Raw genomic sequence first — 16,400 nt, 5'->3', positions numbered from 1 at the left:
AGATCATAGCAGCGCCGATACGCACGGGCCTCAACCGCCCCTTGTAACCCTCCCGGCCGGCATCACCTGAATCTCAAGCCGGTCTCGTTTCCGCGAACCCACAGATCGAGTCCAGTCCATGTCAGCAACCCCGTCGCTCCCCCGCATCCTCATCAACCTCGCCGCCTTTCAGGCCGGCTGGTTCGCCTGCGTGCTCGGCGCCGCGCACCAACTGCCCTGGCTCGGCGTCGGCGTGGTGGCGCTGGTCGCCGCACTGCACCTGACGACCACGCCCAACCGCGGCAGCGAGGCCCGGCTGCTGGTGCTGATCGCGGTCATGGGTGCGCTGTGGGACGGGCTGCTGGCGCGCTTCGGCTTTCTTGTCTATCCCTCGGGGATGCTGCTGCCCTGGCTCGCCCCGGTGTGGATCATCGCCATCTGGGTGGCCTTCGCCACCACCCTCAACGTCTCGCTCGCCTGGCTCCAGGGCCGCTGGTACCTGGCCTTCACCATCGGCGCCCTGGGCGCACCACTGGCCTATTACGCCGGCGCCAAGCTCGGCGGCGTGCACTTTCCCGACCCGCTGGTGGCACTGGCGGTCCTCGGCGGCGGCTGGTCGTTGCTGATGCCGGCGAGCCTGGCAATCGCCGCGCGCTTCGCCCGCACCGCCGCCGAGCGCGACACACCCGAGGGACCCATCAACAGCGAGGGCGCCGATGCCTGATCTCTTCGTCTATGGTTCGGGGTTGGCCGCCGCGCTGGTGCTCGGCATCTGCGGCTGGGGGGCGAGCGTGATCGCGCGCGACGTCAGCATCGTCGACGCGCTCTGGTCACTGTTCTTCCTGCTGATGGGGCTGGTCTACATGCTGCTCATCCCCGAGACCGGGCCGCGCGCGCTGCTGGTCTTCGTGCTGCTGACGCTGTGGGCGGTGCGACTGAGCCTGCACATCAGCCGTCGCAACCAGGGCCAGGGCGAGGACCGGCGCTATCAGGCCATCCGCGCCGACAACGACCCCGGGTTCTGGTGGAAGAGCCTCTATCTGGTGTTCGGCCTGCAGGCGATCCTCGCCTGGGTGATCTCGCTGCCGCTGCTCGGCGCCATGGCGCTGCCCGCCTCACTCGGCTGGCTCGACGCCCTGGCGCTGGCGCTGTGGTGCCTGGGCTTCGCCTTCGAGGCGCTGGCCGACCGCCAGCTCGCCGCCTTCAAGGCCCGCCCCGAGAACGCCGGGCAGGTGATGGACCGAGGGCTGTGGCGCTACAGCCGCCATCCCAACTATTTCGGCGAGGCCTGCATCTGGTGGGCCTTCTATCTCTTCGCCCTCGCCGCCGGGGCCTGGTGGGCCCTGATCGCGCCGCTGTTGATGACCTTCCTGCTGCTGCGCGTCTCCGGCGTCACCCTGCTCGAGCGCGACATCGGTGAGCGTCGTCCCGGCTACCGCGACTATGTCGCGCGCACCAACGCCTTCATCCCCGGTCCGCCGCGCCGCGTACCCAGCGGGGGTGGCGATGGGCGCTGACACCCGCACCCGAGGACCGCACCCCAACCCCGCGGATACATCATCATGAACCGCTCACTCAAATCCCTGGCCGCGCTCGCCGCGCTGCTCCTCGTCAACGCCTGCACCGAGACCGGAGGCCGTCCCATGGACACCGTCGATCAGGTCGACCTGCAACGCTTCATGGGCGACTGGTACGTCATCGCCAACATCCCGACCTTCGTCGAGAAGGGCGCGCACAACGCCATCGAGTCCTACGCGCTCAACCCCGACGGCACCATCGCCACCACCTTCACCTTCCACAAGGATGCCTTCGACGGCCCGCTCAAGACCTACAACCCCAAGGGCTTCGTGCTCGACACCACCACCAACGCACACTGGGGGATGCAGTTCATCTGGCCCTTCAAGGGTGACTTCCGCATCATCTGGCTGGCCCCGGACTACAGTGTCACCGTGATCGGACGGGCCAAGCGCGACTATGTCTGGATCATGGCGCGCGCGCCCGAGATCGCCCCCGCCACCTATGGTGAGATCCTCACCTTCCTCGCCGGTATCGGCTACGACACCGACCGCATCCAGCGAGTGCCGCAGCAGTGGGAGACGGCAGGCTAGCTGCCATCGCCCTCGTCGCGGACATAGAGCCAGACCAGCACGCCGATGAAGGCGAACACGACCAGATTGAGCAGGGTGTCGAGCAGGTTCTCCCAGATCATCGCCGCTCCTCGCGCATCAGCGTCTTGAGCAGGGCCACCACCAACAGCGGCAGGATGAAGACGAAGGCCATGGCACCGAGCGCGATGATCGCGCGCACCGTCGCCACATCATCGGCGAGCAGCATCGCCAGCCCGAGCAGCGCCAGCAGCACCCCCCAGGCGAGCTTGACCCGCACCGGCGGGTCCTCGTCGCCGCTGGTCGAGAACATCGCCAGCACATAGGCCGCGCTCACCACGCTGGTGACCAGGAACAGAAAGGCGGCGATCATGCTCGCCGAGCCGGTCAATCCCGCCAGCGGCAGCGCCTCGAGCACGAAGAAGGTGGTGTCCTCGGGGCGCTCGCGCACCACCTCGAGCAGCGGCAGGCCCTCGCGCAACAGGGCGTAGAAGCCGGTGCCGCCGAACACCCCGAACCACAGCAGCGAGAACAGCGTCGGCACCAGCACCACGCCGAGGACGAACTCGCGGATGGTGCGCCCGCGCGAGATCCGCGCCACGAACACCCCGACGAAGGGCGCCCAGGCGATCCACCACACCATGTAATTCAGCGTCCAGCCATGGAACCAGTCCTGGAAGGCCTTGCCGAAGAACGGATAGGTGGCGAAGCCCTGCTGCACCACCCCGGAGAGATAGGCGCCCAGGGTGTCGACCACCCCGTTCATCAGATAGTGGGTCGGCCCGACCAGCAGCAGATAGACCATCAGCCCCAGGGCGATGGCCATCGCCAGGTTCGACAACCGCGCCATGCCGCGACCGAGGTCGAGCGTCAGCGGCGCCAGAAAGGCCAGACAGAGCAGACCGAAGACCAGGTATCTCACCCAGTCGCCGGTGATCCCGAACAGATGCCCCAACCCGCCCTCGACCTGGAACACCCCGATCGCCAGCGATCCGGCCAGACCGATGGCGATGGCATAGATCGCCAACAGGTCGGCGACCCAGGCCAGCGGCCCGACCCAGCGGCCGCGACGGAAGGTATAGCGGATCGGGCTGCTGACCAGCCCCGGGCGGCCCTTGCGATAGCTGAAATAGGCGATCACCAGCGCGGTGATGGCATAGATCGACCAGGCATGCAGCCCCCAGTTGAAGATCGTGGTGACCAGCGCATAGCTTGCCGCCAGGTCGGACTCGGTGCGCCCCCTCACCAACTGGTAATGGGTCAAGGGCTCGGCGGCCCCATAGAACAGCAGCCCCACGCCCATGCCGGCGGCAAACAGCATGGTGAGCCAGCTGAGGGTGGAGAACTCCGGGCGCTCGTCATCGCGCCCGAGCCGGATGGTGCCGAAGCGCGAGAACGCCAGGGCCAGCACCGTGACCACGAGCAGGCTGGTCATCAGCATGATGAACCAGGCGCGACTGCGAAACTGCTGCGCCACCTGCGCCTGCGCCAGCCGCGCCAGGCTCTCGGTGTCGAACACCCCCCAGAGCGCGACCACCGAGGTCAGCCCGAGCGCGGCGAGCAGCAATGGATTGCGCAGCATCCTCTCCCCCAATCGATGGCCTCGACCGGCCACCACGACCCCGGCGTCGAACCATCGGGGCGCGGCATCGAGCGATCGCGGCTTGTGAATTTCCGTTGCCGCCTCCCTGGCTGCTTCCGTATCCTCGTCCTCCCGACGCCAACACCAGACAGACTACCCGGAAGCTCGCACCATGTCCGTCAACGACTGGCTCAAGTCCCAGCGTCCGCTCGCCGGCCCTGCCCTCAAGGGGGCGATCGTGCTGAGCCTGATCCATGCCCTGCTGGCCGTCGCCCAGGCCTGGTTCCTCGCCCTGATCCTCGACGCGGTCATCTTCGGCGGCGCCGGACTCACCGAGGTCGGCGGCTGGCTCGGCTGGCTGCTCGCGCTGCTCGCGCTGCGCGCGCTCATCACCTGGCTCTCCGAGCGCGCCGCCTTCACCGCCGCGGCACGGGTGCGTGCCGGGCTGCGTGACCAGGTCTACCGTCATCTGCAACGGCTCGGTCCGGCCTATCTCTCCGGCACCCGCAGCGGCACCCTGGTCGAGACCCTGACCAGGGGCATCGACGACCTGGAAGGCTATTACGCCCGCTTCCTCCCGGCGATGACCCTGACCATGGTGCTGCCGCTGGCGCTGCTGATGGTGGTGCTGCCGATGGACTGGCTCTCGGCGGTGGTGATGCTGGTCACCGCGCCGATGATCCCGGTCTTCATGATCCTCATCGGCTCCGGGGCCGAGGCGCGCAACCAGCGCCAGTGGAAGCAGCTGGCGCGGATGAGCGCGCACTTCCTCGATGTCATCCAGGGCCTGACCACGCTCAAGCTGTTCGGCGCCAGCCGTCGCGAGGTCGAGGTGATCGGACGCATCTCCGACGACTACCGCGTCAGCACCATGCAGGTGCTGCGCATCGCCTTCCTCTCCTCCTCGGTGCTGGAGTTCTTCGCCACCGTCGGCATCGCCATCGTCGCGGTCTTCATCGGCTTCCGGCTCTACGACCTCGCGCTGCCGGTGCCGCACTGGCTGAGCGTGCCCGACATCGGTTTCCTCCAGGGGCTGTTCGTGCTCATGCTCGCCCCCGAGTTCTACGCCCCGCTGCGCAACATGGGCACCCAGTACCACGCCCGCATGGCCGCGGTCGCCGCCGCCGAGCAACTCATCGAGGTGCTCGACACCCCGCCGGCGATCACCCCGGGCACCGCCCGCCCGGCGCTGCCCGCGCCGCTCGGGGTCCGCTTCGAGCAGGTCGGTTTCGCCTACGAGCCCGAGCGCGAGGCGCTGCGCGCGATCGATCTCGAGATCCCGCCCGGGGCGCGCGTCGCCCTGGTCGGCACCAGCGGTGCGGGCAAGACCACGGTGATCAACCTGCTGCTCGGCTTCCTCCAGCCGACCCGCGGACGGATCCGCATCGGCGACACCGATCTCGCCACCATCGATCCGGCGCACTGGCACGCCCATCTCGCCTGGGTGCCGCAGCAGCCGCGGTTGTTCCAGGGGAGCATCGCCGACAACATCCGCCTCGGTCTCCCCGAGGCCGATCACGAGGCGATACGCCGGGCGGCGCAGCGGGCGCGCGCCGCGGACTTCATCGAGGCCCTGCCCCGCGGCTACGACCACCCGGTCGGGGAGCGCGGCGCCGGGCTCTCCGGCGGCCAGATCCAGCGTATTGCCCTGGCGCGCGCCTTCCTGCGCGACGCGCCGCTGGTGATCCTCGACGAGGCCACCGCCAACCTCGACCCCGAGAGCGAGCGGCTGGTGCAGCAGGGCATCGACGACCTCGCCCGCGACCGCACCCTGTTGGTGGTCGCCCACCGCCTGGCCACGGTACGCCGGGCCGACCGTATCCTGGTACTCGACCAGGGACGTATCGTCGAGCAGGGCGATCACCGACAGCTGATCGCCGCCAACGGGCTCTATGCGCGGATGACCGCCGCCTACGGAGACGCGCCGGCGCACACCGGCGTCACGACAGAGGAGTGAGGCGCGGATGCGCGAACTGCTGAGACTGTGGAGGCTGTTCCGGCCCTATCGCGCCTGGATGCTGCTCGGCACCCTGGCCGCGGTGCTGACCCTGCTTGCCAACGTCACCCTGATGGCCGCCTCGGGCTGGTTCATCGCTGCGATGGCGAGCGCCGGCGCCGCCGGGGTGGCGATGAACTACTTCGCCCCGGCGGCGCTGATCCGCGGCAGCGCGATGGTCCGCACCGCCGGGCGCTACGGCGAGCGTCTGGTCAATCACGAGGCGACCTTCCGCCTGATCGCCAGCCTGCGGGTGTGGTTCTACCGTCATCTCGAACCGCTCGCCCCGGCGCGGCTGCAGCAGTATCACAGCGGCGACATCCTCAGCCGGATCCGCGCCGACATCGATGCGCTCGACAACCTCTATGTCCGGGTCCTGGTACCGGTGGTGGTGGCGCTGATCAGCGTCACCCTGTTCGTCGTCTTCCTCGCCCTCCACGACCCCGCCCTGGCGCTGCTCGGGCTCATCTTCCTGCTGCTCGCCGGGGTCGGGCTGCCGTGGTGGGCCGAGCTGCGCGGGCGCGCGCCCGGGCAGCGACTGGCCGAGCAGGAGGGCGCGCTGCGCGCCGCGGTGATCGACGGCGTGCAGGGCATGGCCGAACTCACCGTCTACGGCGCCACCGAGCGTCAGGCGCAACGCATCGAGGGCTTGAGCGAGCAGTTGATCGCCGATCAGGCGCGGATCAACAGCGACCAGGGGCTGACCCAGGCGGCGATCGGGTTGTGCGCCAACCTCAACCTCTGGCTGCTGCTGTGGCTGGCGATCCCGCTGGTGCGCGCGGGCGAGCTGCCGCCGCCCGAACTGGCGATGCTCGCGCTCTTCACCCTCGCGAGCTTCGAGGCCGTCGCCCCCCTGCCCCATGCCTTCCAGCTGCTCGGGCGCTCGCTGGCCGCGGCGCGACGGCTGTTCGCCATCGTCGACACCGTGCCGGCGATCCGCGAACCGGACGGTCCGTCGCCGCGCCTGGAACAGTTCGACATCGTTTTCGAAGGGGTTGGTTTCAGCTATCCCGACGCCGAACGCGCGGCGCTCGCCGACATCGACCTGCGGGTCCCAGAGGGCACCCGCGCCGCGGTGGTCGGCGCCACCGGCTCGGGCAAGAGCACCCTGTTCAACCTGCTGCTGCGCTTCTGGTCGACCGACTGCGGCAACATCCGTGTCGGCGGCCACGATATCCGCGACATCGACAGCGAGACCCTGCGCCGTCAGATCGCCGTGGTCAGCCAGCACACCCATCTGTTCGACGCCACCATCCGCGAGAACCTGCTCGTCGCCCGTCCCGGCGCCACCCAGAGCGAGCTCGAGCAGGCCTGTCGGGTAGCGCAGATCCATGACTTCATCGCCGGGCTGCCGGAGGGCTACGACACCTGGGTCGGCGAGACCGGGGTGCGGCTCTCGGGCGGCCAGGGACGGCGTATCGCGGTCGCGCGCGCGCTGCTCAAGGATGCGCCCATCCTGCTGCTCGACGAGCCTACCGAGGGGCTCGACGCCGGCACCGAGCGCAGCCTGATGGCCGCGCTCGACCGACTGATGCAGGGTCGTACCGTGTTGCTGATCACCCACCGCCCGGCCGGGCTCGACTGGGTCGATCAGATCCTGGTGCTCGACCAGGGCCGCGAGCGCGCCCGTGGCGACGCCTCGGTGATCCCCGAGGCCACCGCCGCGGCGCTACTCGAGCGCGCGCCGGTGCGACACGGCGACTGATTGGCGCTCAGCCGGGACGACCGAAGCGCAGCCCGGCGGTCGCCAACAGCACCTCGCGCAGGAAGCACAGCAGCGCGACGATGAAGGCGAGCATCGCGGCAATGAACAGCAGCGAGACCAGCAAGGCAGCGTCGAAGCGCAGGAAGGCGCTGAGAAAGAGGCTGACGATCACCCCGGAGATCAACAGCGCGGTCGAGGTGCAGAGCCCGATCGACAGGCTGATCAGCCGGGCGCGGCGCACCAGCACGCGCAGCTCGGCGCGGATGGCCGGATCGTCGGCGCCATCGCCACCGAGCCTGGCCTCGACCCGGCGGGCGCGATCGACGATGCGCGAGAGCCGATTGGTCATCACCGCCAGCATGGCACCGATGCCCGAGAGCAGGAACACCGGCGCCACGGCCAGCTCGATGACATGGGCGACGGTGGTGATCGAGGAGGTTTCAAGCATCTTCTGGAAGCCGGCTCAGGGGGCGGGAACGCAACCGGCCGGTCGCTGACGACCGGCCGGGACGGACCTCTCCAGCCGGACCGGGCGGGCGCGGCAAGGCACCCGCCCGGCCCCGCCTCACACCTTGCGCGCCTCCATCATGCGCTCGATGATCGGCTGCAGGATCACCTCCATCGCCATCCCCATCTTGCCGCCCGGCACCACCATGCTGTTGCGCCGCGACATGAAGGAGTCGTGGATCATCGACAGCAGATAGGGGAAGTCGACCTCGAGCTTCTCCGGGTCCTTGAAGCGGATGATCACGAAGCTCTCGTCGGGGGTGGGGATGTCGCGGGCGATGAAGGGGTTGGAGGTATCGACCGTCGGCACCCGCTGGAAGTTGATGTCGGTGAGGGTGAACTGCGGGGTGATGTAATTGATGTAATCGGGCATCCGCCGCAGGATGGTGTCGACGATGGCCTCGGCCGAGTAGCCGCGCTCGAGATTGTCGCGATGGATCTTCTGGATCCACTCCAGATTGACGATCGGCACCACCGCCACACCGAGATCGACGTGCTGGGCGACATTGACGTCCTCGGTCACCACCAGCCCGTGCAAACCTTCATAGAACAGCAGGTCGGTCTTCTCCGGCACCGGCTCCCAGGGGGTGAACTCGCCCGGGCGCAGCTGAGTGGTGAGCCGGGTGTTGTGGAACTCGGCCTCTTCCTCGCTGTGAATGTAATAACGCTTGTTGCCGGTGCCGCTCTCGCCATAGTCGCGGAACAGCTCCTCGAGCAGGTCGAAACGGTTGGCCTCGGGACCGAAGTGACTAAGGTTGCGCCCCTGCTCGGAGGCGCGCGCCATCTCCGCCTTCATCGTGGTGCGGTCGTAACGGTGGAAGCTGTCGCCCTCGATCACCGCAGCGCTGATGCCGTCGCGATAGAAGATGTGTTCGAAGGCACGCTTGACCGTGGTGGTCCCCGCCCCCGAGGAACCGGTCACGGCAATGATCGGGTGTTTCTTCGACATGCTGATCTCCTCGTTCTCTTTTAATGTCTCTTTCGCACTTCGCCCGCTGCTCCCGCCGCGATGAGTGTGAAATGATCCTCTAATATACCACCGTCCAGAGACACCCCTTCAACAATCATCAAGATGATGAAACAAAAAGGGAATCCGAGAGAAACACGGAGTTTTTCAGGGTTGAGCCGCGGCCCGATTCGAAATGAGCGGCGTATCGCCACCACACACGATCATTCGACTCGAGCCGAATAGAACGCCGGACAGGTCACGGCAACACGGATGGACGCGCGATCACTGCCGCCCTGATTTTTCAATGGTGGCACAACACGTCCGGCGCAAGATCGACACACCAATCGTTGACCCCGGAATCCGGCGGCGGTGCTGGCTGCACCGCCGCGACCAGGAACGGGACGGGGACGGTCGTGCCTTCAGTGTGGCTCGTCGGGAGACTGGGGGGCGGATCCGGGGACCTCGGGGGCATCCGGATCGATCCGCTCGACGCTGAGCAGATGGACACGACGGCTGTCGGCACGCATCACGGTGAAGCGGAAATCGTCGATACGCGCCGACTCACCACGCTTGGGCAGGTGCCCCAGGGCGTTGACCACCAGCCCACCGATGGTGTCGAACTCGTCGTCGGGGAGCGCACAGCCGAAGTACTCGTTGAAGTCCTCGATGGGGGTGCGCGCCTTGGCGCTGAACTCGTTGTGGCTGCGGCGGAAGATGCCGAAGCCTTCGTCGAAGTCGTGCTCGTCGTCGATCTCGCCGACGATCTGCTCGAGCACGTCCTCGATGGTCACCAGACCGGCGGCACTACCGTACTCGTCGACCACGATCGCCATGTGGTTGCGACTGGTGCGGAACTCCTTGAGCAGGACGTTGAGCCGTTTGCTCTCGGGGACGAAGACCGCCGAACGCAACAGGTCACGGATGTTGAAGGCCCGGCGATGGCCGGAATCGAGACAGAAGGAGAGCAGATCCTTGGCCAGCAGGATGCCGACCACCTCGCCCTTGTCTTCACCGATGACCGGGAAGCGTGAGTGGGCGGATTTGACCGCCACCTTGAGGATCTGTTCCAGGGGATCGTCACGGCGCAGATAGACCATCTCCGCGCGTGGAATCATGATGTCGCGGACCCGCAGGTCGGAGACCTGCAATACCCCTTCGATCATGTTCAGGGCGTCCGTGTCCAGCAGCTCGCGCTGACGCGCATCCTTGAGCAACTCGACGAGTTGTTCCTTGTCTTGTGGTTCGCTCCCGAACAGCTGGCCAATCTTCTCGAACCAGCTGCGCGAATGCGAACCCTCGGTAGATCGATCGCTCGTCATGGGGGGTTATGGATCCTCCGTTGGGGGGTCGTCTTCATAGGGCGGCGGAAATCCTAACCTGCTCAGGATAGTCGTTTCCAGACCTTCCATCTCCGCCGCTTGCTCATCGGTAATATGATCGTAATCAAACAGATGCAAGACGCCATGGACCACCATGTGCGCCCAGTGGGCGATTGCCTGCTTGCCCTGCTCCAGGGCCTCGCGCTGCACCACCTCGGGACAGATCACCAGATCACCGATGTAGTCGGCCAGCGGGTCGGTGGAATCGACCCCGGGCGGCAGCTCGAAGGGAAACGAGAGTACGTTGGTCGAACGATCGACACCACGATATTGGGCATTGAGCGCTTGCGACTCGGCGGCATCGACCAGACGGATGGTGAGTTCGCAGCGGGCACGGCGATCGGCCACCGCCGCCTCCACCCAGTGCGCGAAATCGGCGTGCGCGGACAATCCCGCTGCGGTCGTGGCGACCTGCAGGTCCAGATCCAGTTCGAGTGACATGGAGGGAGACTCCGTTCAGGCCCCCGAGCGCGAACCGGCGCTCTCGAAGGCGTCGTAGGCACCGACGATGCGCTGCACCAGGGCATGACGCACCACATCGCGCGCGCTGAAGAAGCTGAAGCTGATGCCGTCGACGTCCTTGAGGATCTCGACGGCCTGGCGCAGCCCGGAGAGCTGGCCACGCGGCAGATCGACCTGGGTCATGTCGCCGGTGATCACCGCGGTGGAACCGAAGCCGATGCGGGTGAGGAACATCTTCATCTGTTCGGGTGTGGTGTTCTGCGCCTCATCGAGGATGATGAAGGACTCGTTGAGGGTGCGCCCGCGCATATAGGCCAGCGGCGCGACCTCGATGACGTTGCGCTCGATCAGCTTGTTGACCTTCTCGAAGCCGAGCATCTCGAACAGAGCGTCATAGAGCGGGCGCAGATAGGGATCGATCTTCTGCGCCAGATCGCCGGGGAGAAACCCCAGACGCTCACCGGCCTCGACCGCGGGACGCACCAGCAGCACCCGGCGCACCCGGTCGGACTCCAGCGCCTCGACCGCGCAGGCCACCGCCAGATAGGTCTTGCCGGTACCGGCCGGTCCCACGCCGAAGTTGATGTCGTGGTTGAGGATGGCGTGCAGATAGGCCTGTTGGCTGGGACCGCGCCCCTTGATCAGCCCGCGCTTGGTGCGGATCACCACCTCGGGCAGCCGCGCCCCGGCCTGTTCGAGCAGGGCATCGGCGCCCGATTGCTGGAGCGCGAGATGGATCGACTCCGGGGTCAGCGTGGTCTCGGCGGCCTCGCGGTAGAGCGACTGCAACAATTGCTCGGCGAGGCGCACGGCATCGCGCTCGCCGATCAGGCGGAAGCTCGTGCCACGGTTGCCGATCTCGATGCCGAGGCGCCGCTCGAGCTGACGCAGGTGCTGGTCGAACTGACCGCAGAGGTTGGCCAGACGGAGGTTATCCTCGGGTTCGAGTTCCAGATCGAGAGTTTCGGGTTGAGTAGACAAGCGATCCTAGACGTCCAGACGCCCACGCAGTGAATTGGGCAGGGCCTCGGTGATGATCAGGTCGACGAAGTCGCCGATCAGCGCCGGGTCCCCGGTGAAGTTGACCACCCGATTGTTCTCGGTACGGCCGGCGAGCTGGAAGGGATCCTTGCGCGAGGGTCCCTCGACCAGCACCCGCTGCACCGTGCCGACCATCTGTCGGCTGATGCGCTGGGCATTGGTGTCGATGCGCCGCTGGAGGCGCTCCAGGCGGTGTTTCTTGACCTCCAGCGGGACATCGTCCGGGTAGTCGGCCGCCGGCGTCCCGGGACGCCGGCTGTAGATGAAGCTGTAGCTGTGGTCGAAGCCGATCTCGTCGACCAGCGCCAGGGTCGCGTCGAAGTCCGCCTCGGTCTCGCCGGGGAAGCCGACGATGAAGTCCGAGGAGATGCAGATATCGGGGCGCACCGCGCGCAGCCGCGCGATCTTGTCGCGATACTCGCTCGCGGTATGGCCGCGCTTCATCGCCTCGAGCACCCGATCGGAACCCGATTGCACCGGCAGGTGAAGGAAATCGACCAGCTGCGGCACCTCGGCGAAGGCCTCGATCAGCGCATCGGAGAAGGCCAGCGGGTGGCTGGTGGTGAAGCGGATGCGCTCGATGCCATCGATCGCCGCGACATAATGGACCAGCAGCGCCAGGTCGGCGCACTCACCGGCCGGCTCGTGCATCGGTCCCTGATAGGCGTTGACGTTCTGCCCCAGCAGATTGACCTCGCGTACCCCACGCTCGGCCAGCCCGGCGACCTCGGCGATCACGTCGTCGAACGGACGACTGATCTCCTCGCCGCGGGTGTAGGGCACCACGCAATAGGTACAGTACTTCGAGCACCCCTCCATCACCGAGACGAAGGCGCTCGGCCCGGAGACGCTCGGCGCCGGCAGGCGGTCGAACTTCTCGATCTCGGGGAAGGAGACATCGACCTGGGGCGGCTCACCCGCGTCCAGCGCGCGCAGCATCTGCGGCAACCGGTGCAGGGTCTGGGGGCCGAACACCAGGTCGACGAAGGGCGCACGCTCACGCAGCGCCTCGCCCTCCTGGCTGGCCACGCAGCCACCGACGCCGATCACCAGCTCGGGGCGTCGCGTCTTCCAGGGGCGCCAGCGTCCGAGTTGGGAGAAGACCTTCTCCTGCGCCTTCTCGCGGATCGAGCAGGTGTTGAGCAGCAGCACATCGGCGTCCTCGGGACGCTCGACGAGCTCCATGCCAGCGGAGACACGCAGCAGATCCGCGATGCGCGCGGAGTCGTGCTCGTTCATCTGGCAGCCGTAGGTCTGTATGTAGAGCTTGCGATGCATGGCCGTCTGTGGGTTGCGCCGGGGCCGCGAACGCGGCGACGACATGGACCGGAAACGAGACTCCGGACCTTGGGCCGAAAATGACAGGAAACCAAGAACTGTGCGCATTAAGGGCACAGCTGTCAAGCAAGCAACACTGAACAGAGACTGTCCAATTGTCAAAAGCCGTCAGAAAAGCAACCCAAAAATATTGATGCAAATCAAAAAAAACAAAAACGACAAGAGAGCTATACACATCATCTTGTTGGCGCTATAGTTCGCGCCACAATATCTTGTGCCAACCACCAGAGAGACCGCTTTTCATGGACACGACGCAGACCGACCTCCCCTCGATCCCTACCCGCGCGCTCAAGCGTGACGGCACGGAGGTGCGTTTCGATGTGTCCAAGATCGAGTCGGCGATCCTGCGCGCCGGCCAGGCCAGTGGCGAGTTCGACGCCGCCGAGGCGCGGCTGCTCACCGCTCAGGTGATCAAGGTGCTGGCACACCGCAGCAACGACGGTCGCAGCCCCGATATCGAGGGCATCCAGGACATCATCGAGCAGACCCTGATCAGCGCCAACCACTTCGAGACCGCGCGCGCCTACATCGTCTATCGCGAGCAGCACAAGAAGCTGCGCGACGACAGCCGCACCCTGGTCGACGTCGGCAGCTCGATCAACGAATATCTCGACCGCTCCGACTGGCGCGTCTCGGCCAACGCCAACCAGGGCTACTCGCTCGGCGGGCTGATCCTCAACACCTCGGGCAAGATGATCGCCAACTATTGGCTCAACCACGTCTACCCGCCCGAGATCGGCCAGGCCCACCGCGACGGCGACCTGCACATCCACGACCTCGACATGCTCTCGGGCTACTGCGCCGGCTGGTCGCTGCGCACCCTGCTCACCGAGGGCCTCAACGGCGTGCCCGGCCGGGTCGAGGCGGCGCCGCCCAAGCACATGTCGAGCGCCATCGGCCAGATCGTCAACTTCCTCGGCACCCTGCAGAACGAGTGGGCCGGCGCCCAGGCGTTCTCCAGCTTCGACACCTACATGGCCCCCTATGTGCGGGTCGACGGGCTCGATTACGCGCAGGTGCGTCAGTACATCCAGGAACTGATCTACAACCTCAACGTGCCCTCGCGCTGGGGCACCCAGACGCCCTTCACCAACCTCACCTTCGACTGGGTGTGCCCCGAGGACCTGCGCGAGCAGGTGCCGGTGATCGGCGGCGAGGAGCAGCCGTTCACCTACGGTGAGCTGCAGACCGAGATGGACATGATCAATCGTGCCTACATCGAGGTCATGACCGAGGGCGATGCCAAGGGCCGGATCTTCACCTTCCCGATCCCGACCTACAACATCACCCCGGACTTCCCGTGGGAGAGCGAGAACGCCGAGCGACTGTTCGAGATGACCGCGAAGTACGGCCTGCCCTACTTCCAGAACTTCATCAACTCCGAGCTCTCGCCGAACATGGTGCGCTCGATGTGCTGCCGTCTGCAGCTCGACCTGCGCGAACTGCTCAAGCGCGGCAACGGCCTGTTCGGCTCGGCCGAGCAGACCGGCTCGCTCGGCGTCGTCACCATCAACTGCGCGCGGCTCGGTCACACCCATCAGGGTGACGAGCAGGGCCTGCTCGCACGTCTCGACGAGCTGCTCGAGATCGCCCGCAACAGCCTCGAGATCAAGCGCAAGGTGATCCAGCGTCACATGGACGCCGGGCTCTTCCCCTACACCAAGCGCTATCTCGGCACCCTGCGCAATCACTTCTCCACCATCGGCGTGAACGGCATCAACGAGATGGTGCGCAACTTCACCAAGGACGCCGAGGACATCACCACGCCGCAGGGTCATGCCCTCGCCTGCCGTCTCATCGACCACGTGCGCGCCCGCATGGTCGAGTTCCAGGAGAGCACCGGCAGCATGTACAACCTCGAGGCGACGCCGGCCGAGGGCACCACCTATCGCTTCGCCCGCGAGGACAAGAAGCGCTATCCGGCGATCATCCAGGCCGGCACCGAGGAGACGCCCTACTACACCAACAGCTCGCAGCTGCCGGTCGGCTACACCGACGATCCCTTCGAGGCACTGGACAAGCAGGAAGCGCTGCAGAGCAAGTACACCGGCGGCACCGTGCTGCACCTCTACATGGCCGAGCAGATCTCCTCGACCGACGCCTGCAAGCGTCTGGTGCGCCGCGCGCTGGAGAACTTCCGTCTGCCCTACATCACCATCACCCCGGTGTTCTCGATCTGCCCCAAGCACGGCTACATCTCCGGCGAGCACGAGTTCTGCCCGCTGTGCGACGAGGAGCTGATCGCCCACAAGCGCGCCAGCCAGGCCTGCAGCTGCTAAGCCGCCGCTCAGCTCATCCCCGCCTCACGGCGGACGCCGCGCCCCCGCGGGGGCGCGGCATCGACCCGAACAAGCCCGCAAGGGCCACTTGCAACCGCATCGACCAAGGAGCCACGCAATGACCGACACCAACATCGAACTCAAGCCCGAAGAGCGCACTCAGTGCGAGGTCTGGACCCGCGTGATGGGCTATCACCGTCCGGTCTCGGCGTTCAACGGCGGCAAGCGCGCCGAGCACGCCCAGCGTCGCTACTTCACCGAGAACCCCACCGATCGCAAGGACGCCGAGCGCGCCGCGGCCTGACCCCGGCATGCACGACCGAGCCGAAGCCGACGCGCTGCGCGTCGGCGGCCTGACCCCGCTGACCACCATCGACTACCCGGGTGAGCTGGCTGCGGTGATCTACTGTCAGGGCTGCCCCTGGCGCTGTCGCTACTGTCACAACGGCCACCTGCTCGAGCAGGACGCGGGCGACGGGGAGACGATTGCCTGGGATCAGGTGATGGGCTTCCTGGAGGATCGCCGAGGACTGCTCGACGCGGTGGTGTTCAGCGGCGGCGAGCCGACCGTGCAGGGCGCGCTCGGCGCGGCGATGCGCGCCGCACGCGCGCTCGGCTTCAAGGTCGGGCTGCACACCGGCGGCGCCTACCCGCAACGACTGCGGCGGATCCTGCCGCTGGTCGACTGGGTCGCGCTCGACATCAAGGCGCTCGCCGACGACTACCCGGCGCTCACCGGGGTGATTGGCTCGGGCGAACCGGCGTGGGAGAGTCTCGCACTGCTGCTCGCCTCCGAGGTGGCACTGGAGGTCCGCACCACGGTCCCGCCGGGCTGGGGGCTGGAGCAACTCGCCCCCCTGGTCACGGCACTCGCCGAGGCCGGCGTGCGCGACTACTGTCTGCAGCGCTGCGACGCGACCCTGAGCCTCGACCCGGGGCTGCGCGAACTGCCCGCCACCGCCCTGCGCCAGCTCGTCACCGAACTCCCCACCGAGCGCTTCGAGCGCTTCGAGCTGCGCGGCGCGGGATACTGATCGCGACGCCGCCCCGGCGCCGCCGGGAGGCGTCGCAGCGGCTC

General features: G+C 66.9%; 15 protein-coding genes. 8 read left to right on the top strand and 7 right to left on the bottom strand.

Features of this window, described 5'->3' with window-relative positions:
- The first annotated feature begins 118 nt into the window (after window positions 1-118).
- Genes ACAM26_RS05570 through ACAM26_RS05560 form a run of 3 tightly spaced genes read left to right on the top strand, consistent with a single transcriptional unit; the run spans window position 119 to window position 2,087 of the window.
- The gene (locus ACAM26_RS05570) at window positions 119-703 is read left to right on the top strand and encodes a DUF2878 domain-containing protein (protein WP_123139429.1); all 585 of its coding nucleotides are present in this window, start codon (window positions 119-121) and stop codon (window positions 701-703) included.
- Window positions 696-1,496: a DUF1295 domain-containing protein gene (locus tag ACAM26_RS05565; RefSeq protein WP_123139430.1), complete on the top strand. Its 801-nt coding sequence runs from the start codon at window positions 696-698 to the stop codon at window positions 1,494-1,496. Before ACAM26_RS05570 ends, ACAM26_RS05565 begins: the two co-directional genes overlap by 8 nt.
- A gap of 45 nt (window positions 1,497-1,541) precedes the next feature.
- Window positions 1,542-2,087 carry a lipocalin family protein gene (locus ACAM26_RS05560; protein WP_123139431.1) on the top strand — a complete coding sequence of 182 codons (546 nt, stop codon included), beginning with the start codon at window positions 1,542-1,544 and terminating at the stop codon, window positions 2,085-2,087.
- A 97-nt stretch (window positions 2,088-2,184) separates the two neighbouring features.
- Here ACAM26_RS05560 and ACAM26_RS05555 read toward each other — a convergent pair whose 3' ends face one another.
- Window positions 2,185-3,666 (bottom strand): BCCT family transporter, encoded by a 1,482-nt coding sequence (locus ACAM26_RS05555; protein ID WP_123143000.1) that lies wholly within the window; start codon window positions 3,664-3,666, stop codon window positions 2,185-2,187.
- A 172-nt stretch (window positions 3,667-3,838) separates the two neighbouring features.
- Here ACAM26_RS05555 and cydD point away from each other — a divergent pair, with 172 nt between their 5' ends.
- Both cydD and cydC read left to right on the top strand, forming a co-directional pair.
- On the top strand, window positions 3,839-5,623 hold the full coding sequence (gene cydD / locus ACAM26_RS05550; protein ID WP_369613246.1) for a thiol reductant ABC exporter subunit CydD: 1,785 nt from the start codon (window positions 3,839-3,841) through the stop codon (window positions 5,621-5,623).
- 7 nt (window positions 5,624-5,630) lie between these two features.
- Window positions 5,631-7,367 carry a thiol reductant ABC exporter subunit CydC gene (cydC, locus tag ACAM26_RS05545; protein WP_369613245.1) on the top strand — a complete coding sequence of 579 codons (1,737 nt, stop codon included), beginning with the start codon at window positions 5,631-5,633 and terminating at the stop codon, window positions 7,365-7,367.
- 7 nt (window positions 7,368-7,374) lie between these two features.
- Here the strand turns inward: cydC and ACAM26_RS05540 are convergent, their stop codons facing one another.
- From ACAM26_RS05540 to miaB, 6 genes are all read right to left on the bottom strand, one after another.
- Window positions 7,375-7,815: a DUF2721 domain-containing protein gene (locus ACAM26_RS05540; protein WP_123139435.1), complete on the bottom strand. Its 441-nt coding sequence runs from the start codon at window positions 7,813-7,815 to the stop codon at window positions 7,375-7,377.
- A 117-nt stretch (window positions 7,816-7,932) separates the two neighbouring features.
- The gene (locus tag ACAM26_RS05535) at window positions 7,933-8,823 is read right to left on the bottom strand and encodes a phosphoribulokinase (RefSeq protein ID WP_123139436.1); all 891 of its coding nucleotides are present in this window, start codon (window positions 8,821-8,823) and stop codon (window positions 7,933-7,935) included.
- Window positions 8,824-9,242: 419 nt separating this feature from the next.
- Window positions 9,243-10,142, bottom strand: coding sequence for an HlyC/CorC family transporter (locus ACAM26_RS05530; RefSeq protein WP_123139437.1), 900 nt, complete (start codon window positions 10,140-10,142; stop codon window positions 9,243-9,245).
- Window positions 10,143-10,148: 6 nt separating this feature from the next.
- Window positions 10,149-10,643, bottom strand: a complete 495-nt coding sequence (ybeY, locus tag ACAM26_RS05525) for an rRNA maturation RNase YbeY (protein WP_369613244.1) — start codon at window positions 10,641-10,643, stop codon at window positions 10,149-10,151.
- 15 nt (window positions 10,644-10,658) lie between these two features.
- Entirely contained in the window at window positions 10,659-11,645 is a 987-nt protein-coding gene (locus ACAM26_RS05520; protein WP_123139439.1) for a PhoH family protein, read from the bottom strand.
- Window positions 11,646-11,651: 6 nt separating this feature from the next.
- Window positions 11,652-12,983 carry a tRNA (N6-isopentenyl adenosine(37)-C2)-methylthiotransferase MiaB gene (gene miaB / locus ACAM26_RS05515; protein WP_123139440.1) on the bottom strand — a complete coding sequence of 444 codons (1,332 nt, stop codon included), beginning with the start codon at window positions 12,981-12,983 and terminating at the stop codon, window positions 11,652-11,654.
- A 302-nt stretch (window positions 12,984-13,285) separates the two neighbouring features.
- On the opposite strand from miaB, the gene ACAM26_RS05510 reads away from it, so the two are divergent.
- The 3 genes from ACAM26_RS05510 to ACAM26_RS05500 all read left to right on the top strand — a co-directional run bounded on the left by ACAM26_RS05510 (window position 13,286) and on the right by ACAM26_RS05500 (window position 16,356).
- Complete coding sequence (locus ACAM26_RS05510; protein ID WP_123139441.1) at window positions 13,286-15,322, top strand: ribonucleoside triphosphate reductase; 2,037 nt, start codon at window positions 13,286-13,288, stop codon at window positions 15,320-15,322.
- Between the two features lie 118 nt (window positions 15,323-15,440).
- Window positions 15,441-15,626 carry an anaerobic ribonucleoside-triphosphate reductase gene (nrdD, locus tag ACAM26_RS05505; protein ID WP_062273874.1) on the top strand — a complete coding sequence of 62 codons (186 nt, stop codon included), beginning with the start codon at window positions 15,441-15,443 and terminating at the stop codon, window positions 15,624-15,626.
- 7 nt (window positions 15,627-15,633) lie between these two features.
- A complete protein-coding gene (locus ACAM26_RS05500; protein ID WP_369613243.1) occupies window positions 15,634-16,356 on the top strand; it encodes an anaerobic ribonucleoside-triphosphate reductase activating protein in 723 nt (240 codons plus the stop codon).
- Window positions 16,357-16,400 lie beyond the last annotated feature (44 nt).

The sequence above is a fragment of the Marichromatium sp. PS1 genome (genome assembly GCF_041155115.1).
Classification (GTDB): Bacteria; Pseudomonadota; Gammaproteobacteria; order Chromatiales; family Chromatiaceae; genus Marichromatium; species Marichromatium gracile.
This window is presented reverse-complemented; position numbering and strand designations above follow the sequence as displayed.